Origin of the sequence: Pseudomonas sp. FBF18 (genome assembly GCF_024261405.1) — a bacterium.
Lineage (GTDB): Bacteria > Pseudomonadota > Gammaproteobacteria > Pseudomonadales > Pseudomonadaceae > Aquipseudomonas > Aquipseudomonas palmensis.
Window position 1 is genome coordinate 235,786 of the sequence record NZ_QKRS01000003.1, and the last position, 16,847, is coordinate 252,632.

Below are 16,847 nucleotides of genomic sequence, written 5' to 3' on the forward strand. Positions count from 1 at the left end.
CAGCAACGCTGGCTCCTACAGGTCATCCGTGCCGTTGTAGGAGCCGGCTTTGCCGGCGATGTTTCACTCCTTTTTCTGATACCAACAACGCCCCCCATGCGTTAGCATCCCCCCCGATAATAAAACTCGAAGTTTTCCTGCTGGGGGATCTGGTGATGATGAAAAAGTATCTGTCGATGCTGATGATCGGCGTCGCGGCACTGATGACGGTGAACGCTGCACAGGCAGCCGGCGCCATCGATGACGCGGTCAAGCGCGGCACCTTGCGCGTAGGCATGGACCCTACCTACATGCCGTTCCAGATGACCAACAAGCGTGGCGAGATCATCGGCTTCGAAGTCGATATCCTCAAGGCCATGGCCAAGTCCATGGGCGTCAAGCTGGAAACCGTCTCCACCGCCTACGACGGCATCATCCCGGCCCTGATGACCGACAAGTTCGACATGATCGGCAGCGGCATGACCCTGACCCAGGAGCGCAACCTCAAGCTCAACTTCAGCGAACCCTTCATCGTGGTCGGTCAGACCCTGCTGATCCGCAAGGAGCTGGCCGGCGAGATCAAGACCTACAAGGACCTGAACAACGAGAAGTACCGCCTGACCTCCAAGCTCGGCACCACCGGTGAAATGGTCGCCAAGAAGCTGATCGGCAAGGCCAAGTACCACGGCTACGACAACGAGCAGGAAGCGGTGATGGACGTGGTCAACGGCAAGGCCGACGCCTTCGTCTACGACGCCCCGTACAACGTGGTGGCAGTGAACAAGGCCGGCGCCGGCAAGCTGCTGTTCCTCGACGAGCCGTTCACCTTCGAACCGCTGGCCTTCGGCCTGAAGAAGGGCGACTACGACAGCCTGAACTTCATCAACAACTTCCTGCACCAGATCAAGCACGACGGCACCTACGATCGAATCCACGACAAGTGGTTCAAGGACACCGCCTGGCTGAAGGACATGGAATAAGGCCGCGGCCCCACGCCCGGTTCGAAACCCGACGCGCAGGCTGGCCCTGCGCGTTCGCTTTTACGGAAGTACCCCCGTGATCAAACACAAGAAAGCCCAGTGGCCCTGGCATGGGCTGACGGCGCTGGTCCTGATCGGTCTGGCGCTGAGCCTGTATTACGCAACCTCGGTGATCTCCTACGAGTGGCGCTGGAACCGCGTGCCGCAGTACTTTGCCTATCAGGCCGAAGTTGCCCAGCGCGCCGCCGAAAACGGCGTGATCGAGGCGATCGAGCGCAAGGGCGACATGGCCCGTGTCACCTTGCGTGACGAGAGCGGCGCCGAACAGGTGCTGAACGTCGAGCAGGCCAGCCTGCAGATGGACCGTGGCGACGACGTGGCCGAGGGCGACCTGATCGGCGTGACCCACCAGTGGGCCGCCGGGCCGCTGGCCTGGGGCCTGTTCACCACCTTGTGGATCTCGGTGGCGGCGGGGGTGCTGGGGTTGGTGATCGGCCTGTTCGCCGGCCTGTGCCGGCTGTCCAGCAATCCGACCCTGCGCGACCTGTCGACGGTGTATGTCGAGCTGGTGCGCGGCACGCCGCTGCTGGTGCAGATCTTCATCTTCTACTTCTTCATCGGCACCGTGCTCAACCTGTCCCGCGAGTTTGCCGGGGTGGCGGCACTGGCGCTGTTCACCGGCGCCTATGTCGCCGAGATCGTGCGCGCCGGGGTGCAGTCGATTGCCCGGGGCCAGGGCGAGGCGGCCCGTTCGCTGGGCCTGAGCGCCGGCCAGTCGATGCGCCACGTGGTATTGCCGCAGGCGTTCAAGCGCGTGCTGCCGCCGCTGGCCGGGCAGTTCATCAGCCTGGTCAAGGACACCTCGCTGGTGTCGGTGATCGCCATCACCGAACTGACCAAGAGTGGCCGCGAGGCGATCACCACCTCGTTCTCCACGTTCGAGATCTGGTTCTGCGTCGCCGGGCTGTACCTGCTGATCAACCTGCCGCTGTCGCATTTCGCCAGCCGGCTCGAGCGGAGGCTTGCGCAAAGTGATTGAAGTCCGTGACCTGGTAAAAGTCTTCGACACCCGTGGGCAGGTGGTGCGTGCGGTGGATCACGTCAGTACCGACGTGGCCAAGGGCGAAGTGCTGGTGGTGCTGGGCCCGTCGGGCTCGGGCAAGTCGACCTTCCTGCGCTGCCTCAACGGCTTGGAAACGTTCGACGAGGGCACCGTGGCCATCGACGGCCTGCAACTGGCCGACCCGAAGACCGACGTGAATGCCTACCGGCGTGAAGTCGGCATGGTGTTCCAGCACTTCAACCTGTTCCCACACATGACCGTGCTGGAGAACCTGTGCCTGGCGCAGAAGGTGGTGCGCAAGCGTGGCAAGGCCGAGCGTGAGGCCAAGGCGCGTGCGTTGCTGGAGAAGGTGGGCATTGCGCAGAAGGCCAACGAGTTTCCCTCGCGCCTGTCTGGTGGCCAGCAGCAGCGCGTGGCGATTGCCCGTGCGCTGGCGATGGAGCCGAAGGTGATGCTGTTCGACGAGCCGACCTCGGCGCTGGACCCGGAGATGGTTGGCGAGGTGCTGGACGTGATGAAGACCCTGGCCCTGGAAGGCATGACCATGGTCTGTGTGACCCACGAAATGGGCTTTGCCCGGGAAGTGGCGGACCGCGTGCTGTTCTTCGACCATGGCAAGTTGCTGGAAGATTCGCCACCGGAGGCGTTCTTCACTGCGCCGAAGGACCCACGAGCCCAGGCGTTCCTGCGCCAGGTGCTGTAACCGCAGCGTGGCCTTCGCCAGCAAGGCTGGCTCCTGCAGGGTTTCGCCGCACCTGCAGGAGCCAGCCGTGCTGGCGAAGGGGCCGTTACAGGCTGAACCGCCCGACCAACGTCTGCAACTGCCCCCCCAGCCGCGCCAGCTCCACGCTCGACGCCGCAGTCTGTTGGCTCGCCGTGGTCGTCTGATCGGCAATATCCCTCACCGTCATCACATTGCGGTTGATCTCCTCGGCCACCGAGCTCTGCTCTTCACTGGCCGTGGCGATCTGCTGGTTCATGCCCTGGATGCTCGACACTGTCTCGGTGATCTGCCCCAGCGCCGCGCCCGCCCGCCGGCTCAGTTCGACGCTGTCGCGGCTCAGGTCGCGGCTGCTGTCGAGCAGGTGCACCACCTGCGCCGTACCACTGTGCAGGTTGCCGATCAGCTCCTCGATCTCCTCGGTGGACTGCTGGGTACGCTGGGCCAGGCCGCGCACTTCATCGGCCACCACCGCAAAACCACGCCCGGCCTCGCCCGCCCGCGCAGCCTCGATGGCGGCATTGAGCGCCAGCAGGTTGGTCTGCGAAGAAACCGACTTGATCACATCCAGGATGCTGCCGATACGCTCGCTCTCCTGGGCCAGCTGCTGCATGGCCAGGATCGACTCCTCCACCTGCCTGGCCAATTGCTCGATCTGCCCGATGGCGTCGTTGACCACCTGGTTGCCTTCGCGCGCCTGGCTGTCTGCGGCAGTGGCTGCCGCCGAGGCGAACTCGGCGTTGCGCGCCACCTCCAGTACCGTGGCGGCCATCTCGTTCATCGCGGTGGCCACCTGGTCGGTCTCGTCCTTCTGGTTGCCGGTCATCACCTGGGTGCGCTCGGCGACACTCGATAGCTCGCCCACCGCAGCGGTCAACTGGCCGGTGCCCTGGCCGATGCCACCGATCAGCTCGCGCAGGCTCAGGGCCATCTGCTGCATGCTGTTCTGCAACTGCCCCAGCTCGTCCTGGCGTGATACCCGCAGGTCGCTGCGCAGGTCGCCCTTGGCGATGCATTGCGCCGCTTGCAGTGTGCGTCTGAGCGGTTCGGTGATCTGGCGCGTGATCAGCCACGCGGCCAGGCTGCCGAGTACTAGCGCCAGCAAGGCGATGACGCTGAGCATGCTGCGCGCCTCGAGGGCTTCTTCGTCGCGCAGCTGGATCTGGTGTCGGGTCAGTACGCGGCTGGCATCGCGCAGCTGGTTGCCCATGGTCTCCAGCCCGCCCTGAAGCTGCTCTACCGCAATGGCGGCCTGGCGGTAGCGGTCCAGCAACTGCACATAGCTGGCGAGCGCGGCGGTAGTGGCCTGCAGGTCGCTGGGCGGCAGGTTGCGCCTCAGATCGGCCAGGCTGGCCTGGGCGGCGCCGAGCGCGCTGGCACCCACCTGCTCGAAGGCACTCAGCGGGCTGAAGGTATAGGCCGGGGCGCGGCTTTGCTGGCCGGCGGTCTCGATGTGTCGTGCAAGCGTTGCGAACAGGCGCTGCTCCGAGGCCTGCCGTTCGCTGCCCTGGCGCTCGCCCAGCAGGGTCTTCTGCTCCAGCGTGTCGATGCCGTCGAGCAGGCGCTGCTCCTGTTCACGCAGGGCGGTTTCGTGCGTATGGCGCGTGCCGACGGCCTGCTGCAAGGTGTCGAAGTCGCGCACGAACTGGCCGACCACCTGCTGATTGGCCGTGATCACCTGGCGGTCGGCCGCATCGTCGAACTGCCCCAGCATGCTCTGCAGCAGGCGCTCCAGTTCGGTCAGGGTCGCGCTGATCCTGCGCCTGCTCTCGTCGTCCGCCAGCACCCGGTAGGTGATGCGCTCGGCACGCAGGTCCTTGCTCAGGTCGTTGATCGCGGCAATCTGGGTGAGGCGCTGCGAGCTGTCAATGGATTCGTTCAGTGCATGCCAGCCGCCCAGGGTGGTCGCCAGCGTCAGCAGCAGGACGCTGGCAAATCCCAGGGCCAGCTTGAGCCTGACGCTCAGGTTGCCAAGCATCCGGTACAAAGGTGCGAACATGACGGTTCTCCAGTGAAATGAGGGATGTAGCGCCTGGATAGGGTCGGGCGCAGCTACCTGTGCTCATCGGCCACTGGAGGCCAAGCTGGACCTGCAAATGCTGTAGGAAAATTCCCATCTTGCAGGCGGAAAATTCCACCTAGAGCTGGAAGCGCCCGACCAGCGCCTGCAATTGAACCCCCAGGCGTGCCAGCTCGATGCTGGAGGCCGCGGTCTCTTCGCTGGCGGCGCTGGTCTGGTCGGACACGTCGCGCACGTTGATCACGCTGCGGTTGATTTCCTCGGCCACTGCACTTTGCTGTTCGGCCGCGGCCGCAATCTGCTGGTTCATCGCCTGGATCGACGACACCGTGGTGCTGATGGTGGCCAGCGAGGTGCCGGCGCGCCGGGTCAGCTCGACGCTGCTCAGGGTCAGCTCGCGGCTGTTGTCCAGAATCCCGGCGACCTCGGAGGTGCCGCGGTGCAGGCCGGCGATCAGGCCTTCGATCTCTTCGGTGGATTGCTGGGTGCGTCGGGCCAGGCCGCGTACCTCGTCGGCGACCACGGCGAAGCCGCGCCCGGCCTCGCCGGCGCGGGCGGCCTCGATGGCCGCGTTGAGCGCCAGCAGGTTGGTCTGCTGGGCTACCGACTTGATCACGTCGAGCACGCTGCCGATCTTGTCGCTTTCGGCCTTGAGCTGGGCCATGGCTTCGCCGGAGTGGTCGACCGCCGCCGCCAGGCGCTCGATCTCGTCGATGGCCTCGCTGACCACCCGATCGCCTTCGCCGGCCTGCTGGTCGGCCAGGGTGGCGGCCTCGCTGGCCTGCTCGGCATTGCGCGCCACATCCTGCACGGTAGCGGCCATTTCATGCATGGCAGTGGCCACCTGGTCGGTTTCGACCTTCTGCGTGCTGACCCCGCTGCTGGTCTGCTCGGTCACGGCCGAGAGCTGCTCGGCGGCGCTGGCGATCTGGGTCACGCCCTCGCCGATGCCACCGACCAGCTCGCGCAGGCTCACGGTCATGCGCTGCATCGCACGCTGCAGCTCGCCCAGCTCGTCGCGTCGCTCGGCCACCACGGTCTGGCTCAGGTCGCCGCCGGCCACCCGTTCGACCAGGCGCAGGGTCTGCTGCAGGGGCGTGGTGATCTGGCGGGTGATCACCCACGCGGCCGCGATGCCCAGCAGCAGCGCAACGGCGATCGCCAGGCCCAGGTTGTAGCGTGCCTGCAGGGCCTGCTGGTCGACCAGCTCGGTCTGCGACTGGGTCAGCTCGTCGCTCACCGCCAGCAGGCTGTCGCCCAGCTGTGCCAGGTGCTGCAGGGCCGAGTCGCTGGCGCTGCGCGCCGCGCTGAAGTCGAGCACGGCGGCGCGGTAGTCGGCCAGTGCCCCCGCGGCGGCACGCAAGGTGTCGCGATAGGTGCTCGGTAGCCTGTCGGGCAGTGCGTCAAGCTGGCTGGCCGCCTGGTCGATGGCGGCCAGTGCCGGTGCCTCGAATTCGGCGCGGCCGCTGTAGGTGTAGCCGCGCAGGTGAAAGCGGGCCTGCTGGATCTGCTGGTCCACCGTCACCAGGCTGGCGTAGGCGCTGAAGTCGGCACGCTCGCGCAGGGCCTGCCCGACTGGCGCCAGCAGCGCCACCGCGCGTTCGGCGCTGCTGCCCAGGGCGTCGCGTGCCTGCTGGCGCGCCTGCACCGTGGTCTGCAGCTCGGCGAAGGTGCGCCGGTACTGGTCGAGGGTGTTTTCCTGGCGTTGTACCCGGGCAAGGTTGGCCGGCACGTTGAGGCGCCGCTGCAGGTAGGCCAGGCGCTCGGCCACGTCGTCCAGCTCCTTGTCCATCTGCTGGCCGACGGCAGGCTCAAGGTTGCGCTCGTAGACCAGCCGCTGGTTGCGCACATCCTGGATCTCCTTGTTCACCGCCCCGATGTCGGTGAGCTTGTCGCTGCGGTCGGCAAGGTCTTCCAGGGTGGTCCAGCCGATCAGGGCGATGCCCAGCGTCAGCAACAGAACCAGGGCAAAGCCCAGGGCAAGTTTCAGTTGAATGCTCAGGTTGCCCAGCATCCGATTCATCGTCACAAGCATGGTGGCTCTCCAGGTACGAGGTTCAGACGCACCCGTGGGTGCGCCAATGCGAACGCATCGGCTGGAGCGCCAAGGTCTGGACCTGCAAACGCTGTAGGACTTTTCGCTATTTGTTCGGCGGCCACAGGGGGCCGGACACCGGCAGCGATCAACGCCGCTGCCGGCAGGGCGGGGGGTTACAGGCTGAAGCGGGCGACCAGGGTCTGCAGGTGGGTGCCCAGGCGCGCCAGCTCGACGCTGGAGGCGGCGGTCTCTTCGCTGGCGGCGCTGGTCTGGTCGGACACATCGCGCACCGTCATCACGCTGCGGTTGATCTCTTCGGCCACTGCGCTCTGCTGCTCGGCAGCGGCGGCGATCTGCTGGTTCATGGCCTGGATCGAGGACACGGTGCGGGTAATGGTTTCCAGCGAGGTGCCGGCGCGGCGGGTCAGCTCGACGCTGCTACCGGTCAGGCTACGGCTGTTGTCCATCACCGTGGCGACCTGCTGGGTGCCGTTCTGCAGGCCGGCGATCAGCTCCTCGATCTCTTCGGTCGATTGCTGTGTGCGCTGGGCCAGGCTGCGCACTTCATCGGCAACCACCGCGAAACCGCGCCCGGCCTCACCGGCACGAGCGGCCTCGATGGCGGCGTTGAGGGCCAGCAGGTTGGTCTGCTGGGCCACCGACTTGATCACGTCGAGCACGCTGCCGATCTTGGCGCTTTCGGCCTTGAGCTGACCCATGGCTTCGCTGGAGTGTTCCACCTCGGCGGCCAGGCGCTCGATCTGGTCGATGGCCTCGCCCACCACGCGGTCGCCTTCGCGGGCCTGCTGGTCGGCCATCTGCGCCGCCTCCGAGGCCTCTTCGGCGTTGCGCGCCACTTCCTGCACGGTGGCGGCCATCTCGTTCATGGCCGTGGCCACCTGGTCGGTCTCGACCTTTTGATTGTTGACCCCGGCGCTGGTCTGCTCGGTGACGGCCGAGAGCTGCTCGGCGGCGCTGGCGATCTGGGTGACACCATCGCCGATACCGCCGATCAGCTGGCGCAGGTTCACGGTCATGCGCTGCATGCTGTGCTGCAACTGGCCGAGTTCGTCGCTGCGCTCCACGCGCAGGTCGTGGCGCAGGTCGCCGCTGGCGATGCGGTCCACGGCGCCGAGGGTGTGGCGCAGGGGCACGACGATCTGGCGGGTGATGGCCCACGAGGCGAGGATGCCGAAGAACAGCGCCAGCGCCGTGGCCAGGGCCAGCATCGATTGGGCGTGCTGCGATTCGTCGTCGCGCAGCTGGGTGAGGCTGCGGCTCATCTGCTGGCTCAGGTCGATCAGCAGCGTGCCCTGTTCGGCCATGTGCTGCAGGGCCGCGTCATTGGCGGCCTGGGACTGGCTGAACTGCTCCACCGCGTTGCGGTAGGTGGCCAGCGCCTGGGTGGCGGCGGCCAGGGCATCGGCATGCTCGGCCGGCACCTTGGCCGGCAGGCTGCGGATGACGCTCAGGGCCTGGTCGATGGCCTGCAGGGCGGTCTGCTGCAGTTCGGCCTGCCCGCTGAAGATGTAGCCACGCACGTGGAAGCGGGCCTGCAGCATCAGCGCCTTGGCCTGCACGGCGCTGTTGAAGGTCTGGATATCGCCGCCTTGCAGCAGCCCGCGCTCTACCTGATCCAGCGATGCGGCGGTCTTTTCCGCGCTGCTGCTCATGGTCGCACGGCTGGCCTCGCGGGCCTGGGCCGCCTGCTTGAGGTCGGCGAAGGCGCGCTGGTACTGGGCAACCGCCTCGTTCTGGCGTTGCAGGCGGTCGCCGTTTTCGCTGGGCGGTATGTGCTGTTCCACGTTCTTGAGCTGGCGATCCAGCTCTACCAGGGCGTTCTCTACCGCGTCGGCGCTGGCGGCATCGCGTTTGTGCTCATAGGTCTGGCGGGCGATGCGCAGGTCCTGGGTGATCTGGTGAATCCTGGAAATCTCGCCCAGGGTGTCGCCGCGCTGGGTGACACCGTTGAGCCCCTGCCAGCCGGTGAGTGCGATCAGCAGGGTCAGCAGCAACACGGTGCCGAAGCCGATGCCGAGTTTGAGCGTGACGCTAAAATTGCCCAGATGGTGGGCGAACCAACGGTACATGGGGTGACTCCATTGCGATCAGGCGGGGCGGATGCGTGGTCTGTGGCCAGTGCATCGGCCTGGGGTCACAAAACTGAAGGTGTGTATGAAAGGCGTCGCCGGCAAGGCCGGCTCCTACGCACAGCAGCGGACGCGGTGCTAGAACAACCGCGCCAGCAGGGCGGTGACCGCCGTCTCCACGCGCAGGATGCGCTCGCCCAGCTGTACCGGGTTCAGCCCGGCCTTGCCCAGCAGCTCGACCTCATACGGGATCCAGCCACCTTCCGGGCCGATCGCCAGGGTCACCGGCTCGGTCAATGCGCGCGGGCAGGGCGGGTGGTTGCCAGGGTGGCCGACCAGGCCCAGGGTACCCTCGGCAATCGCTGGCAGGCGATCTTCGACGAAGGGCTTGAAGCGCTTCTCGATCACCACCTCGGGCAGCACGGTGTCGCGCGCCTGCTCCAGGCCCAGCACCAGTTGCTCGCGTATCGCCGCAGGCTCCAGGAAGGGGGTTTGCCAGAAGCTCTTCTCGACCCGGTAACTATTGACCAGGATGAGCTTGCCCACGCCCATGGTGGCCACGGTCTGGAACACCCGGCGCAGCATCTTCGGGCGCGGCAGGGCCAGCACCAGGGTCAGCGGCAGCTTGGCCGGCGGCGGCTGGGTGAACTCGACCGACAGTTCGGCTTCATGGCCCTCCAGGCGCAGCACCACGGCCTGCCCCATCAGCCCCCCCAGGCGTCCCACGCGCAGGGTGTCGCCCACCGCCACGCGGTGGATCTCCTGCATGTGGGTAAAGCGCCGGTCGCCCAGCACCACACGGTCGGCCGCGACGAAGTCGGCCTCCTCGAGCAGCAGCAGGTTCACGGCTGGGTGGCTGGCGGCTGGTCGTCAGGCTCGTCGGCCTGCACCGGGGCACTGCGCTTGCGGATGAGCCCGCCGAACAGCACGCCGACTTCGAACAGCAACCACATCGGCACGGCCAGCAGGGTCTGCGAGAAGATGTCCGGCGGGGTCAGCACCATGCCGACCACGAAGCAGCCGATGATGACGTAGGGGCGGATCTTCTTCAGGTACTTCACGTCGACCACGCCGATCCACACCAGCAGGATCACCGCCACCGGGATCTCGAAGGCCACGCCAAAGGCGAAGAACAGGGTCATGACGAAGTCGAGGTAGCTGGCGATGTCGGTCATCATCGACACGCCTTCGGGCGTGGCGCTGGCGAAGAAACCGAAGATCAGCGGGAACACCAGGAAGTACGCGAAGGCCATGCCGGCATAGAACAGGAAGATGCTCGACACCAGCAACGGCACTGCGATGCGTTTTTCATGGCGGTACAGGCCGGGGGCGATGAACCCCCAGATCTGGTGCAGGATCACCGGGATCGCCAGGAACAGCGAGACGATCATGGTCAGCTTGAATGGCGTGAGGAACGGCGAGGCCACGTCGGTGGCGATCATCGTGGCGTTGGCCGGCAGGTGGGCGCGCAACGGTGCCGAGACCAGGGTGTAGATCTGCTGGGCGAAGGCGAACAGGCCGGCGAAGATCACGAAGATGACCGCGACGCAGCGCAACAGGCGCGTGCGCAGCTCGGTAAGGTGCGAGACCAGCGGCATCGGCTGGTCGTTTTCCGGGATTTCGCTCATGGGGCTCGCGGCGGCTGTGTCGGTTCGGTGGGCGGTGCTGCTTCGACGGCAGGTGCAGGTGCAGGTGTCGGTGCAGTCACAGGTTCTGGTGCAGGCGCCGGCGCAGCCTCGGTGGCGGTGGCGGCTGGCTCCGCGCCGGGGGTGTGCGCCGGATCGGGCTGTACCGATTGCGGGTTGAGGATGCGCCGGGCTTCCTGCTCCATGGAGAGGATGTGCTCGTTGTGTAGCTGGCGCCGGATATCGTCGGCACCGATCTCGCGCTCCACCTCGTTCTTGATCGCGTTGAAGCTGCGTTTCAGTCGGCCGATCCACAGCCCGGCGGTACGTGCAGCGCCCGGCAGGCGCTCGGGGCCGAGCACCAGCAGGGCCACCAGGCCGACAAGCAACAACTCACTGAAGCTGATCCCGAACATGTGTTCACTCTTTCCTGGTCGGCTCTTCGACCTTGTGCGCCTGGCCATCGAAGGTCTGCGGCTGGTTCAGCGGTGCAGCGGCGGGCGGCGGGGTCGGCTGGGCAGGCTGTACGGTGGGCTGCTCCGGCTTGTCTTCCTCTTCGTTCATGGCCTTCTTGAAGCCCTTGATCGATTCGCCCAGGTCGCTGCCCAGGTTTTTCAGTTTCTTGGTACCGAACACCAGTACAACCACCACCAGCAGGACGATCCAGTGTTTCCAGTCAAAAATACCCATGGTGCAATCCTCGATTGAATTCGTTAGGCCGACGGCTGGCGGGCGGCCTTCTCGTCGTGCCCGGACAGGCCGAAGCGGCGGTCCAGTTCGTCCAGCACGGCCTGCGGGTGCTGGCCCAGGGCGGCGAGCATGACCATGCTATGGAACCACAGGTCGGCGGTCTCGTAGATGACATCGCTGCATTCGCCACTGACGGCGGCGTCCTTGGCGGCGATGATGGTCTCGACCGATTCCTCGCCGACCTTTTCCAGGATCTTGTTCAGGCCCTTGTGGTACAGGCTGGCCACGTACGAGGTGTCGGGGGCCGCGCCCTTGCGCGATTCGAGCACTTCGGCCAGGCGGATCAGGGTGTCGCTCATGTCAGTGTCCTGCGCTGTAGATGGCATGCGGGTCTTTGAGTACCGGGTCGACGGTCTTCCACGCGCCGTTCTCGTACACGCGGTAGAAGCAGCTTTCACGGCCGGTATGGCAGGCGATGTGGCCCAGTTGCTCGACCATCAGGATGATCACGTCGGCGTCGCAGTCCAGGCGCATTTCATGCAGCTTCTGCACGTGGCCGGACTCTTCGCCCTTGCGCCACAGTTTGCCACGCGAACGCGACCAGTAGATGGCGCGCTGCTCGGCGGCAGTCAGGCTCAGGGCCTCGCGGTTCATCCAGGCCATCATCAGCACGCGCCCGGTCTTGTGGTCCTGGGCGATCGCCGGTACCAGGCCATCGCTGTTCCAGTTGATCTCGTCCAGCCAGTCTTTCATGTTCGACTCCAAAATAGGCCACGGTCCCGCACCGATGCCACCTGCTAGTGTGCCAGCCACGCAGCAGGCTGGCTATCGGCGCACGATCAGGTAAAGGCCCCCGGCCAGCATCAGCCAGGCCGGCCAGGCTGCCGGGGCGCTGAGGCTCACGGCACCTGCGGCGAGGGTTGCGCCGCCCGCCAGCAGGCCGGCACCGAGCAGGCGCAGGGCCCAGCGATCGCGCTGCTGCCAGGGTGGCGGCGGGTCGTTCAGGTGCGGTTGCGACATGCGTTCGAGCAGGTCGCGGGTCATGCCGGCCAGGTGCGGCAGTTGCTCGACCTGGCTGTGCAGGTTCTGCAGCACGTTTTTCGGGCTGACCCGCTCGCGCATCCAGCGCTCCAGAAACGGCTGGGCGGTGCTCCACAGGTCCAGGTCAGGGTACAGCTGACGGCCCAGGCCCTCGATGTTGAGCAGGGTCTTCTGCAGCAGCACCAGTTGCGGCTGCACTTCCATGTTGAAGCGCCGCGCGGTCTGGAACAGGCGCATCAGCACCTGGCCGAAGGAAATATCCTTTAACGGTTTTTCGAAGATCGGCTCGCACACGGTGCGGATCGCCGCCTCGAATTCGTTGAGCTTGGTCTGCGCCGGTACCCAGCCCGAGTCGATGTGCAACTGGGCCACGCGACGGTAGTCACGCTTGAAGAAGGCGAACAGGTTGCGTGCCAGGTAGTCCTGGTCCTCGGGGGTGAGGCTGCCCACGATGCCGCAGTCGATCGCGATGTACTGCGGGCTCCACGGCTTGACGGTGCTGACGAAGATGTTGCCCGGGTGCATGTCGGCGTGGAAGAAGCTGTCGCGAAACACCTGGGTGAAGAAGATCTCGACGCCGCGCTCGGCCAGCAGCTTCATGTCGGTGCGCTGGTCGGCCAGGGTGGCAAGGTCAGTGACCTGCACGCCATAGATGCGCTCCATCACCAGCACCTTGGGCCGGCACAGGTCCCAGTACACCTGGGGCACGTACATCATCTCCGAGCCTTCGAAGTTGCGTCGCAGCTGGCTGGCGTTGGCCGCCTCGCGCAGCAGGTCGAGCTCGTCGTAGATGGTCTTCTCGTAATCGTTGACCACCTCGACCGGGTGCAGCAGGCGGGCATCGGCCGACACCCGCTCGGCGCCGCGGGCGATCAGGAACAGCCAGGCCAGGTCCTGCGCGATGATCGGCTTGAGGCCTGGGCGCACCACCTTGACCACCACCTCCTCGCCGCTCTTGAGGCGCGCCGCGTGCACCTGGGCCACCGAGGCCGAGGCCAGCGGTTCGACGTCGAAGCGGCTGAAGATCTCGCCCACCTTGGCGCCGAGCTGCGATTCGATCAGCGCCACGGCCTTTTGCGGGTCGAAGGGCGGCACGCGGTCCTGCAACAGCATCAGCTCGTCGGCGATGTCGGCGGGCAGCAGGTCACGGCGGGTGGAGAGCAACTGGCCGAACTTGATGAAGATCGGGCCCAGGTCCTGCAGCGCCAGGCGCAGGCGCGCGCCACGGCTCAGGGGCGACGGCTTGCGCGGTAGCCAGCGCCAGGGCATGGCGAAGCGCAGGGTCATCAGCCACCAGGGCAGGGGCAGGTCGAACAGCAGGTCATCGAGACGGTAGCGGATCACGACGCGCTGGATGCGCAACAGACGGCGGACGGCAAGCAGCTTCATGCGTTATCGCTGGATTCAAGGGATCGGGCAAGGCGCGCAATGCGTGCCTCGAGGCGTTCTACATCGATTTTCAGGGCATCGAGCTCGGCGAAGCGCGCTTCGGCCTCGCGCTGGCCGACCAGGGTGCGGGCCTCTTCGGCTAGGTATTCGCCAAGGTTCTGGTTGAGGCTGGCCAGGCCCTGGCGGGTCCAGCGCGCGCGGCTGCGCAGGTGGCCGCCGATCAGCTGGGTGGCGACCGGGCCGAGCCAGCGCGAGAGTTCGTACTCCCAGTCCAGCTCCAGGTCCTGCAGCACGCCGACCAGGTCGAGCAGCACCGCGCTGTCGCCTTCGAGTTCCACCTGCGGGCTGTGCAGCACCGCCGGCTTGTCCTGGCTCAGGGCCAGTTGCAGCAGGCTGCTGGCCGGCGCACGCAGGGTGCAGTCGGCCTCGGTTTCCCAGTGGCTGGCGAGCATCAGGCCTTCATCGCCGGGCAGGATGTACAGCTGCAGCGCCGGCTGGCGGCAGTCGATGGCAATGATCTTGCCCTCGAGCGCAGCCAGGCGCGGCAGCGCAGTGCTGTCCATGCGCAACACACGGTTGAGACCGTGTTCGACGCTGGCGAGCAGCCCGGCCAGCAACATCAGGGCTTGATACCGCGGTGCAGGGCCACGATACCGCTGGTCATGTTGTGGTAGGTGACACGGTCGAAACCGGCGTCGACCATCATGGCCTTGAGGGTTTCCTGGTCGGGGTGCATGCGGATCGATTCGGCGAGGTAGCGGTAGCTGTCCGCGTCGTTGGTGATCAGCTTGCCGGCCAGCGGCATGAAGGCGAACGAGTAGGCATCGTAGACCTTGGACATCAGCTTGTTGGTCGGCTTGGAGAACTCCAGCACCAGCAGGCGGCCGCCCGGCTTGAGCACGCGCAGCATCGAGCGGATCGCGTCGTCCTTGTGGGTCACGTTGCGCAGGCCGAAGGCGATGGTCACGCAATCGAAATGGTTGTCGGGGAAGGGCAGCTTCTCGGCGTCGGCCTGGACGAACTCGATGTTCCCGGCCGCGCCCTTGTCGAGCAGGCGGTCACGACCGACCTTGAGCATCGAGGCGTTGATGTCGGCCAGTACCACCTGGCCGGTGGGGCCGACCAGCTGCGAGAACTTGCGCGCCAGGTCGCCGGTGCCGCCGGCGATGTCGAGCACGCGGTTGCCAGGGCGCACGCCCGACAGCTCGATGGTGAAGCGCTTCCACAGGCGGTGCATGCCGCCGGAGAGCACATCGTTCATCAGGTCGTACTTGGCGGCCACCGAGTGAAAGACTTCGGCGACTTTCTCGGCCTTCTGGCTTTCGGGGACATCCTTGTAGCCGAAGTGGGTGGTGGGTTCGGCGTGTTCGCCTTTGCGCTGGTCGTTCATATCGCTTCACCGGAAAAAATTACTGGCCATTCTAGGGCGTGCGGCTGCATTTGTCTTGGCGGGGTGTGTCGCAGGCGGAGGCAGGGGCATAATGGGAGTATGCCCTTCTAGCCAGGATTGATTGAATGACCCAGATCAGCGTCGAACGCAAACACAGCCTGGGGCGCGCAGCGGCCCGGGAAAAGGCCGAAGCCCTGGTGGACAAGCTGACCCGCGAGTACGACCTCAAGGCGCAGTGGAACGGTGACCGGGTAGAGGTCAGGCGCAGCGGTGCCAATGGCAGCATCGATATCGGCGACGACAGCATCCGGGTGGAGTTGAAGCTGGGGATGATGCTGTCGATGATGGGCGGCACGATCAAGGCCGAGATCGAGCGGGCCCTGGACAAGGCCCTGGCCTGAAACCGCTGTAGCGGGTCAAGCGGCTTCCGCAGGTTCACTGCAGGCCCTGTGGGCGCGGGCTTGATCCGCGACAGGGGCCTTCGCTGCACAGCAAATCCTGCCCTTAGGGTGAGGATTCTAATTTTTCCCCCTACCTTTGTGCCCAAGCCCAACTTTCACGGGCGTAACTCCATTTCCGTTCAAGCGTGAGGTGCAGAGCATGGCCAAAGTGACCCTGAAGAAAATCGACGACGCCCCGGGCAAGGCCCTGGGCGAGGTGCGCGGCTACGCGCGCAAGATCTGGCTGGCAGGCCTGGGGGCCTACACCCGGGTCGGGCAGGAGGGTGCCGAGTACCTGAAGGAGCTGGTCAAGGCCGGCGAAACCGTGGAGAAAAAAGGCAAGAAACGCCTCGACCACGAACTCGATGCCGCCAACAGCGAGATCCAGTCCGCCAGGCAGGAACTGGGCAGCGTGAAGGGCAAGGTCGAAGTTCAGCTGGATAAAATCGAAAAGGCTTTCGACACACGGGTCGCCAGCGCCTTGAATCGCATCGGCATTCCGTCTAAACATGACGTGGAGGCACTTTCTGCCAAGCTCGAAGAGCTGACGCTGTTGCTCGATCGTGTCGCACGCAAACAATAAGGAGAGCGGGATGGCTGGCAAAAAGACAACTGAGAAAGAGAGCAGCTCCTGGGTCGGGGGGATCGAAAAGTATTCCCGCAAGATCTGGCTGGCTGGTTTGGGTATCTACTCCAAGATCGATCAGGACGGCAGCAAGCTTTTCGAAACCCTGGTCAAGGACGGTGAGAAAGCTGAAAAGCAGGCCAAGGGCAGCGTCAACTCGGCCAAGGCCAGTGCCAAGTCTGCGACCTCGCGCGTAGGCGACGTGAAAGACCGCGCACTGGGCAAGTGGAGCGAACTCGAAGAGGCTTTCGACAAGCGCCTGAACAGTGCCATCTCGCGCCTGGGCGTGCCCAGCCGCAATGAGGTCAAGGCACTGCACCAGCAGGTCGACACCCTGACCAAGCAGATCGAGAAACTGACCGGTGCCTCGGTCAAGTCGGTCTCGGCCAAGGCGCCGGCCAAGCCACTGGCCAAGGCAGCACCGAAAGCGGCGGCCAAGCCTGCGGCCAAAACTGCGGCGGCCAAACCGGCAGCGGCCAAGCCAGCAGCCAAGCCGGCCGCGGCGAAAACCGCAGCCGCCAAGCCTGCAGCGAAAGCGGCGGCCAAACCTGCCGCAAAACCTGCCGCCAAGCCGGCAGCAGCGAAAAAGCCAGCGGTGAAGAAAGCTCCGGCCAAGCCTGCTGCAGCCAAGCCCGCAGCGGCCAAACCGGCAGCGCCAAGTGCCAGTGCGGCACCGGCGCCAAGCCCGGCGGCCACTGCGGCGCCAGCCGCGTCGGCAGCACCAGCACCTTCGAGCCCGGCCAGCCAGGCCTGACT

At 65.8% G+C, this 16,847-nt stretch carries 18 protein-coding genes; 6 read left to right on the plus strand and 12 right to left on the minus strand.

What is annotated here, in order from left to right; genetic code table 11:
* Positions 1–158: 158 nt before the first annotated feature.
* The 3 genes from DN387_RS07040 (at position 159) to DN387_RS07050 (ending at position 2,725) form a co-directional block, all read left to right on the plus strand.
* A complete protein-coding gene (locus tag DN387_RS07040; RefSeq protein ID WP_043862230.1) occupies positions 159–959 on the plus strand; it encodes a transporter substrate-binding domain-containing protein in 801 nt (266 codons plus the stop codon).
* Positions 960–1,035: 76 nt separating this feature from the next.
* Complete coding sequence (locus DN387_RS07045; RefSeq protein ID WP_043862170.1) at positions 1,036–1,998, plus strand: amino acid ABC transporter permease; 963 nt, start codon at positions 1,036–1,038, stop codon at positions 1,996–1,998.
* A complete protein-coding gene (locus tag DN387_RS07050; protein WP_043862229.1) occupies positions 1,991–2,725 on the plus strand; it encodes an amino acid ABC transporter ATP-binding protein in 735 nt (244 codons plus the stop codon). Before DN387_RS07045 ends, DN387_RS07050 begins: the two co-directional genes overlap by 8 nt.
* Positions 2,726–2,810: 85 nt before the next feature.
* Here the strand turns inward: DN387_RS07050 and DN387_RS07055 are convergent, their stop codons facing one another.
* The 12 genes from DN387_RS07055 to ubiE form a co-directional block, all read right to left on the minus strand.
* The gene (locus DN387_RS07055) at positions 2,811–4,742 is read right to left on the minus strand and encodes a methyl-accepting chemotaxis protein (protein ID WP_123753318.1); all 1,932 of its coding nucleotides are present in this window, start codon (positions 4,740–4,742) and stop codon (positions 2,811–2,813) included.
* A 139-nt stretch (positions 4,743–4,881) separates the two neighbouring features.
* Positions 4,882–6,798, minus strand: a complete 1,917-nt coding sequence (locus DN387_RS07060; RefSeq protein WP_054915771.1) for a methyl-accepting chemotaxis protein — start codon at positions 6,796–6,798, stop codon at positions 4,882–4,884.
* Positions 6,799–6,974: 176 nt separating this feature from the next.
* Positions 6,975–8,891 carry a methyl-accepting chemotaxis protein gene (locus tag DN387_RS07065; protein ID WP_054915770.1) on the minus strand — a complete coding sequence of 639 codons (1,917 nt, stop codon included), beginning with the start codon at positions 8,889–8,891 and terminating at the stop codon, positions 6,975–6,977.
* A gap of 138 nt (positions 8,892–9,029) precedes the next feature.
* The gene (locus tag DN387_RS07070) at positions 9,030–9,737 is read right to left on the minus strand and encodes a 16S rRNA (uracil(1498)-N(3))-methyltransferase (RefSeq protein ID WP_043862166.1); all 708 of its coding nucleotides are present in this window, start codon (positions 9,735–9,737) and stop codon (positions 9,030–9,032) included.
* Positions 9,734–10,519, minus strand: a complete 786-nt coding sequence (gene tatC, locus DN387_RS07075; protein WP_043862165.1) for a twin-arginine translocase subunit TatC — start codon at positions 10,517–10,519, stop codon at positions 9,734–9,736. Before tatC ends, DN387_RS07070 begins: the two co-directional genes overlap by 4 nt.
* Positions 10,516–10,932: a Sec-independent protein translocase protein TatB gene (gene tatB, locus DN387_RS07080; protein WP_043862164.1), complete on the minus strand. Its 417-nt coding sequence runs from the start codon at positions 10,930–10,932 to the stop codon at positions 10,516–10,518. The genes tatC and tatB overlap by 4 nt, the downstream gene beginning before the upstream one ends.
* A 4-nt stretch (positions 10,933–10,936) precedes the next feature.
* Positions 10,937–11,206, minus strand: a complete 270-nt coding sequence (locus DN387_RS07085; protein WP_043862163.1) for a twin-arginine translocase TatA/TatE family subunit — start codon at positions 11,204–11,206, stop codon at positions 10,937–10,939.
* A 23-nt stretch (positions 11,207–11,229) separates the two neighbouring features.
* On the minus strand, positions 11,230–11,565 hold the full coding sequence (locus tag DN387_RS07090) for a phosphoribosyl-ATP diphosphatase (RefSeq protein ID WP_043862162.1): 336 nt from the start codon (positions 11,563–11,565) through the stop codon (positions 11,230–11,232).
* A 1-nt stretch (position 11,566) separates the two neighbouring features.
* Complete coding sequence (hisI, locus tag DN387_RS07095; RefSeq protein WP_043862161.1) at positions 11,567–11,959, minus strand: phosphoribosyl-AMP cyclohydrolase; 393 nt, start codon at positions 11,957–11,959, stop codon at positions 11,567–11,569.
* 72 nt (positions 11,960–12,031) lie between these two features.
* Positions 12,032–13,636: a ubiquinone biosynthesis regulatory protein kinase UbiB gene (gene ubiB / locus DN387_RS07100; protein ID WP_043862160.1), complete on the minus strand. Its 1,605-nt coding sequence runs from the start codon at positions 13,634–13,636 to the stop codon at positions 12,032–12,034.
* On the minus strand, positions 13,633–14,256 hold the full coding sequence (locus DN387_RS07105) for an SCP2 domain-containing protein (RefSeq protein WP_043862159.1): 624 nt from the start codon (positions 14,254–14,256) through the stop codon (positions 13,633–13,635). The genes ubiB and DN387_RS07105 overlap by 4 nt, the downstream gene beginning before the upstream one ends.
* Positions 14,256–15,026: a bifunctional demethylmenaquinone methyltransferase/2-methoxy-6-polyprenyl-1,4-benzoquinol methylase UbiE gene (gene ubiE / locus DN387_RS07110; protein WP_054915769.1), complete on the minus strand. Its 771-nt coding sequence runs from the start codon at positions 15,024–15,026 to the stop codon at positions 14,256–14,258. The genes DN387_RS07105 and ubiE overlap by 1 nt, the downstream gene beginning before the upstream one ends.
* A 125-nt stretch (positions 15,027–15,151) precedes the next feature.
* On the opposite strand from ubiE, the gene DN387_RS07115 reads away from it, so the two are divergent.
* The 3 genes from DN387_RS07115 to DN387_RS07125 all read left to right on the plus strand — a co-directional run bounded on the left by DN387_RS07115 (position 15,152) and on the right by DN387_RS07125 (position 16,845).
* A complete protein-coding gene (locus DN387_RS07115; RefSeq protein ID WP_043862157.1) occupies positions 15,152–15,427 on the plus strand; it encodes a polyhydroxyalkanoic acid system family protein in 276 nt (91 codons plus the stop codon).
* 199 nt (positions 15,428–15,626) lie between these two features.
* Entirely contained in the window at positions 15,627–16,049 is a 423-nt protein-coding gene (locus DN387_RS07120; protein ID WP_043862156.1) for a phasin family protein, read from the plus strand.
* Positions 16,050–16,059: 10 nt separating this feature from the next.
* Positions 16,060–16,845: a phasin family protein gene (locus DN387_RS07125; protein WP_054915768.1), complete on the plus strand. Its 786-nt coding sequence runs from the start codon at positions 16,060–16,062 to the stop codon at positions 16,843–16,845.
* Positions 16,846–16,847 lie beyond the last annotated feature (2 nt).

Bases quoted from the DNA above. Each gene is read 5' to 3' on its own strand.
- DN387_RS07040 (WP_043862230.1), top strand. From the start codon at position 159: ATGAAAAAGTATCTGTCGATGCTGATGATCGGCGTCGCGGCACTGATG.
- DN387_RS07055 (WP_123753318.1), bottom strand. From the start codon at position 4,742: ATGTTCGCACCTTTGTACCGGATGCTTGGCAACCTGAGCGTCAGGCTC.
- DN387_RS07060 (WP_054915771.1), bottom strand. From the start codon at position 6,798: ATGCTTGTGACGATGAATCGGATGCTGGGCAACCTGAGCATTCAACTG.
- DN387_RS07065 (WP_054915770.1), bottom strand. From the start codon at position 8,891: ATGTACCGTTGGTTCGCCCACCATCTGGGCAATTTTAGCGTCACGCTC.
- tatC (WP_043862165.1), bottom strand. From the start codon at position 10,519: ATGAGCGAAATCCCGGAAAACGACCAGCCGATGCCGCTGGTCTCGCAC.
- tatB (WP_043862164.1), bottom strand. From the start codon at position 10,932: ATGTTCGGGATCAGCTTCAGTGAGTTGTTGCTTGTCGGCCTGGTGGCC.
- DN387_RS07085 (WP_043862163.1), bottom strand. From the start codon at position 11,206: ATGGGTATTTTTGACTGGAAACACTGGATCGTCCTGCTGGTGGTGGTT.
- DN387_RS07090 (WP_043862162.1), bottom strand. From the start codon at position 11,565: ATGAGCGACACCCTGATCCGCCTGGCCGAAGTGCTCGAATCGCGCAAG.
- hisI (WP_043862161.1), bottom strand. From the start codon at position 11,959: ATGAAAGACTGGCTGGACGAGATCAACTGGAACAGCGATGGCCTGGTA.
- ubiB (WP_043862160.1), bottom strand. From the start codon at position 13,636: ATGAAGCTGCTTGCCGTCCGCCGTCTGTTGCGCATCCAGCGCGTCGTG.
- DN387_RS07105 (WP_043862159.1), bottom strand. From the start codon at position 14,256: ATGTTGCTGGCCGGGCTGCTCGCCAGCGTCGAACACGGTCTCAACCGT.
- ubiE (WP_054915769.1), bottom strand. From the start codon at position 15,026: ATGAACGACCAGCGCAAAGGCGAACACGCCGAACCCACCACCCACTTC.
- DN387_RS07115 (WP_043862157.1), top strand. From the start codon at position 15,152: ATGACCCAGATCAGCGTCGAACGCAAACACAGCCTGGGGCGCGCAGCG.
- DN387_RS07120 (WP_043862156.1), top strand. From the start codon at position 15,627: ATGGCCAAAGTGACCCTGAAGAAAATCGACGACGCCCCGGGCAAGGCC.
- DN387_RS07125 (WP_054915768.1), top strand. From the start codon at position 16,060: ATGGCTGGCAAAAAGACAACTGAGAAAGAGAGCAGCTCCTGGGTCGGG.